The organism is Myxacorys sp., from assembly GCF_059501405.1.
The window spans coordinates 1-4,601 of the sequence record NZ_JCACCM010000006.1 but is presented as its reverse complement, the minus strand read 5'-3'; the positions used below and the strand labels follow the sequence as shown (position 1 = coordinate 4,601).

Here is a 4,601-nt window from a genome sequence, read left to right as displayed (position 1 = left end):
AATTCACCGTCCTCACTAGCTTTCCAGCTTCTTAGTTTTGTCAGTCAAGCAGGGGAGCCGCCAGTTCTTTAGATCGTTTGCGAGTCAAAAAGGTCAATGACTCGGACATCAACAACGAAAGGATTGACGACAGACTTCAGATCACATTGTCCAAGATAAAGCTGGTATTAGCTTTTTTCCAACTGCATGACGTGGAACGAATGGGAAGTCCTGAAACACGATCTTCTTCATTGTTTCGTGATCGCTCCACTCCCACGGGTCAACACTAGTAAAGGGTAAGGAAAAGAAACAAAGTTGTTTGTGTCGTGCAACGGTTGCTCAATGCTTTGAAAATCTTTGGCGATGTGACACCTATATAGGAGATTACATGGCGAGAAGAATGAATGCATTAAGCAACAATGTGGGGCACACGGTTTTGTGAATTGAACCGACTTCAATCAATTCACTTTCTTTAAAGAGCTAAGCGAATGGCTTATTCATTTGTTGTCACAACATTAGATGCTCTGATTCGTCGCGTTGCGATTGACTATTTAAGGTTTGGTTATTGCCGCTACGTCGTTCGCCACATTCCTTTGGACAAAGAGCCAAATTTAGTAGACGCAAAGCTCATTCAGACGTACAACATTACGCAAGATAGAATGGTGAGACTTCGCCGCAAACAAAAAGGCTTAGCCAATGTCGTCTATGTTCGTCAAGGGCACCGCTTTATTTTGCTAGCAACGGAAGGTACTCATCCAACATTCGATCGAATTTGCTGGAGAGACCTGCGAGTCGCCCCGCTGCATCTAGCGTGTTACTCGATCGGAGTAAAGGCAGAAAAACCCTGCGTGCGGGTGGCTCGCCACACTTGGAAGCCGATTGAGGAATACTTTCTGTCTATTGCACTTCGCCCGACTCCTGAAGTCAAAGCCAAGATCAACAATCTCCGATTTTATTCCTTCCCAGGCGTCATTCGGCAGAAGCTGAAATTAGTAAAGGCTGTCAACCAACGACGCAAGAAAGCACACCTCCCTCGCGTAGAGCTAACGCTTAAAGCTGGCTACAATAAGCAAAAGAGAGCTACGACTAAGCCCGCTATGAAGGCTTGCAGAGCCGCTCCAAAGCATCGATGAATTGATCGATGATCACATCTAGCTGGGCCTGGTGGTTGACCGAGGTTTCAACAGTCTTAAGCCGTTTGGCAATCGCTCGCAGTCGATTGCTGGGCTTAGGTGAGGATTGGGGGAGCGCACGGGAGGGAAGCATTTGCCCCAAAATGCTTTGAAGATCGTGATATGACAACTCTTTGGATAACACTTGATTCAGTAAGTTCTCACGCAGGTCTTTGTCTTCAACTCTTGAAAGTGCAATAGCTGAGGAGTAAGGCAATCTTTTTTCTAAATGTGCTTGCTTGATTTCGTGGGGCAAAGCAAGAGTTTTTAGATGTTTGGTGCAAAATGTTTGAACCCTGACACCAAATGATCCTAGAATCGCTGCAATTTGGTGAAGTTCCGAACTTAAGGCCTCGGTGTTAAGGGCATCATTGTTCTTACCAATCAAGCGCCCTTCTCGGTTAATGATTTCAATTAAGTGCGCTTGCTCTAATCCCAATTTAAGGCTCATTAAATCAAGTAGCCCTTGAGTCTCTTCCAATTTACTTAAGTCTTCCCGCTGAAGGTTCTCCTGCAAAGCAAACTCTAGAGCGTCTTCATCGGTAAACTCGCTCACGACACAGTAAACGGCGACAAGACCTGCTAAATGCGCCGCTCGGTATCTTCGTTCTCCTGCCACTAAGAGATACTGCTCTCCATCCAAGGGACGCACATTAATGGTCCCTTGAAAACCAGTTTCACGGAAAGACTGAGCGAGGAGTTCAATCGAGTGTTGTGAGAAATAATAACGGGGCTGCTTACCGACCTGGATGCGCTCAAGGGGAATCAGTTGAATGTCACAAGTAGCAATTGACGTATTACTGGGGTCAGGATTCTTAAACATCACCCATGCACCATTTCAAAAGACAGCTAGACTTTCTCAAAGCAATATTGTGTTAGATAGCTCTACCTTATGTTTGTTTTATGCCAGAACGTACGATGGTGATCACGTCTCTTTCAACTGCTGTTTAGGGGAAAGTAAAACCATGTTGAGTGCGTCACAAATCTCTCTCAGGCGGAGCTCTTGCTGGGGAGTCCGTCTCTCTAGCTTCTGAAGATTTTCCGATTCCTTTAGAAGTTTCAGGCGGTCTCGTCGTTTAGCCTCTTCCCTCTCAAACTCATCATCGGGCTGATACTGGTCCCAAGGCAGGTGTGGACGCCCCAGGCGTACCCGAGTGCCCGCTCGAACGACGTGAGCAACGAGATCAGTCGGTGCAACGGCAGCGATGGCGATCGCAAACCTGACAGCCTCACTTGCCGTCATCGCTGTAACAGAAGTAAGTTTCGCAAACCGCGATCGCAAAGCCTCAAGTTGCACCTTATCAGCAGGCTGGAGAGAGATGGGAACAACAAGGCGATGACGAGAGGGCATAAAAATGGTAATACCATTATTTCGGCCAAATCTCTAGAACTTTCTCCAGCCAGATAACGCTCCGAAACAAATCAGCATTTTTGCTGTGGAACACGTGGAACTTCTCCCCGCTTGGCTCTTTGATAGAGAGCCAAGCGGGAAAGACGTTGGGAGCAATGTTGCTCCCAACGTTTTACCAAGCTAGTTAAGGGGAGGTCTGATCAGGCTTATAAAGGACGCAAACACCTTTAACCGTCTGCCTCAAGGAGCAACGCTTCTAGCTTTTCAAGTAGAGACTCTACTTTTCTGACTTTTTTAGGGTCCTTTAAAATCCGACTTTTCTTCATCTGCTGACTGAGATTAGTCAACCGTTTAGGAAGGGATACGGGAGTACTTTCCTCTACATCCTGATGCGCTTTAGTAGGTTGTCCTTGTTTAAATGCCTTTATTCGTTCTCGAATAGCTCGTACCGACAGAGATTCTTCGATTGCAGCTTGAAGCAACCTGTGGCGGAAAGAGCGATCACTGACTGCCCCGATTGCTCTTGCTTTTGTATATTCTATTGTTCCAGCATGCACGGCTTCGATTACATCTGAAGGAAGGTTAAGTAGCGGCAGGTAGTTTGAGCGAAAACTATCTGGAGTTAATTGACCTGGTAGCTCTTCAAAGAAGGCCGTAAGGGTGCGCCACTCTGAAGTATGAATAACGTTATTCATATCGGCATTCCGTTCTGTTGCCGCATCAATTAAGAGCTGTTTGACTTGCTCGGGAGAGCATTGCAGGCGAACAGCTGCAAGATGAAGGATGGCTTCTGTTTTCTCAATCGGGTTAAGGTCCTCGCGCAACAGATTCTCTGTAAGCGCTAATTCCCGTGATTCTGCGTCAGTTATGGATCCATCGACAAAGGCCAAAATCGTATCAAACCCTGCCTCCTGATGAGCACGTGTTCGCTGCTCCCCAAAGACTAGTTCATACTCATTCCCCTCTAACGGACGTACCAGAATCGCGGTTCGGGGATGTTCACCCCGCTCCTGATACTTGCGAAACGTTTCTGCCATTTTTTCGATCTTATCGGCATTGAAATAAGAACGCGGCTGAAACGGAGAGCGCTTGATTTTGGAAATTTCAATCAACTGAGGAATACCTTGGAATACTCCTCTAGAAGTATCAATAGATAGAGAATTGACTTCCGTTTCGTCCTCAGCAATAGAAGCCAAACCGGCTAATCTACTTACCATATTTACAAGTCCTTCCCAGCTAAAATCTCCCTAAAGACCGCTTCATAATCAGACCACGCTAGTTTTGCATTGCGATCGCGCTTGACCTGAAACACAGGAATGCCCTCGATGAACGCTTTGTCATAGGCTTTATAAAATCGAATGCGCCCGTCGAACATCGGAATACCTTTGGAAATAAGAAAATCTCTCGCGTCGGCTTCATCCGTTGCTTGATAATGCGTTGGCACTTTTGTTAGTAAGATTCTGTGCTTTGTACTGCCCATTCCTTTCAAGGATTGAGCAGTAGTAGCCGTGACTCTTAAATCGTCGCCAGAGGGTGATGTTGGCACAATAATTAAATGGGCCGTTCTAATGAGCACATCTAAATCGTCTAGTTCTGGACGAGCTTTTGTGTCCGTTACAATGTGCTGAAACTTCCCTTGAAAGCCGATCAATTCAAGCTCAGTAATAACCTTGAAAGGGAAGATGCTTCCTGGTCGTCCTGCCCACGCACGGGAGGAACGATTGGGATCAGAATCTACAAGCGCGGTGGGTCCGTGTTGAGCCAGCTGGTAAGCAAGGTGGACCGCTGTTGTCGTCTTGGTGACACCGCCTTTAGAGTTAACGATCGCAATGATCATAATGGCAAGGCGAATTCGTAAAATTGTTTCTACTATACTGTTTCTTGGGCATAAGAACTTCTTTCCTATTGAAAAGTCAGAGTATGAATAACGTTATTCATACTCTGTAATTGCAACTGGCGATACCAGACATCTGACCCCAAACTAGATACTCTCTGTGAAGCGCTAAGCCTGGAAGAAGGCGGACTACGCTTAAAAAAGCAGGGTTGTTTCATTGTAGGAGAGGAAATATTCGCTGGAGTTGATTTGCCAACTGTCGCTT

General features: G+C 46.2%; 5 protein-coding genes. 1 reads left to right on the top strand and 4 read right to left on the bottom strand.

Annotated elements, in window-relative coordinates; genetic code table 11:
* Positions 1 to 467: 467 nt before the first annotated feature.
* A complete protein-coding gene (locus AC5I6P_RS00505) occupies positions 468 to 1,112 on the top strand; it encodes a hypothetical protein (RefSeq protein ID WP_495691798.1) in 645 nt (214 codons plus the stop codon).
* Here the strand turns inward: AC5I6P_RS00505 and AC5I6P_RS00500 are convergent.
* From AC5I6P_RS00500 to AC5I6P_RS00485, 4 genes are all read right to left on the bottom strand, one after another.
* Positions 1,075 to 1,974 (bottom strand): ParB/RepB/Spo0J family partition protein, encoded by a 900-nt coding sequence (locus AC5I6P_RS00500; RefSeq protein WP_495691797.1) that lies wholly within the window; start codon positions 1,972 to 1,974, stop codon positions 1,075 to 1,077. The two genes, AC5I6P_RS00505 and AC5I6P_RS00500, sit on opposite strands and share 38 nt — an antisense overlap.
* Positions 1,975 to 2,076: 102 nt before the next feature.
* On the bottom strand, positions 2,077 to 2,502 hold the full coding sequence (locus tag AC5I6P_RS00495; protein ID WP_495691796.1) for a hypothetical protein: 426 nt from the start codon (positions 2,500 to 2,502) through the stop codon (positions 2,077 to 2,079).
* 227 nt (positions 2,503 to 2,729) lie between these two features.
* Entirely contained in the window at positions 2,730 to 3,719 is a 990-nt protein-coding gene (locus tag AC5I6P_RS00490) for a ParB/RepB/Spo0J family partition protein (protein ID WP_495691795.1), read from the bottom strand.
* Positions 3,720 to 3,721: 2 nt separating this feature from the next.
* Positions 3,722 to 4,339 (bottom strand): nucleotide-binding protein, encoded by a 618-nt coding sequence (locus AC5I6P_RS00485; protein ID WP_495691794.1) that lies wholly within the window; start codon positions 4,337 to 4,339, stop codon positions 3,722 to 3,724.
* Positions 4,340 to 4,601: the final 262 nt, after the last annotated feature.

Bases quoted from the DNA above. Each gene is read 5' to 3' on its own strand.
- AC5I6P_RS00505 (WP_495691798.1), top strand. From the start codon at position 468: ATGGCTTATTCATTTGTTGTCACAACATTAGATGCTCTGATTCGTCGC.
- AC5I6P_RS00500 (WP_495691797.1), bottom strand. From the start codon at position 1,974: ATGTTTAAGAATCCTGACCCCAGTAATACGTCAATTGCTACTTGTGAC.
- AC5I6P_RS00495 (WP_495691796.1), bottom strand. From the start codon at position 2,502: ATGCCCTCTCGTCATCGCCTTGTTGTTCCCATCTCTCTCCAGCCTGCT.
- AC5I6P_RS00490 (WP_495691795.1), bottom strand. From the start codon at position 3,719: ATGGTAAGTAGATTAGCCGGTTTGGCTTCTATTGCTGAGGACGAAACG.
- AC5I6P_RS00485 (WP_495691794.1), bottom strand. From the start codon at position 4,339: ATGATCATTGCGATCGTTAACTCTAAAGGCGGTGTCACCAAGACGACA.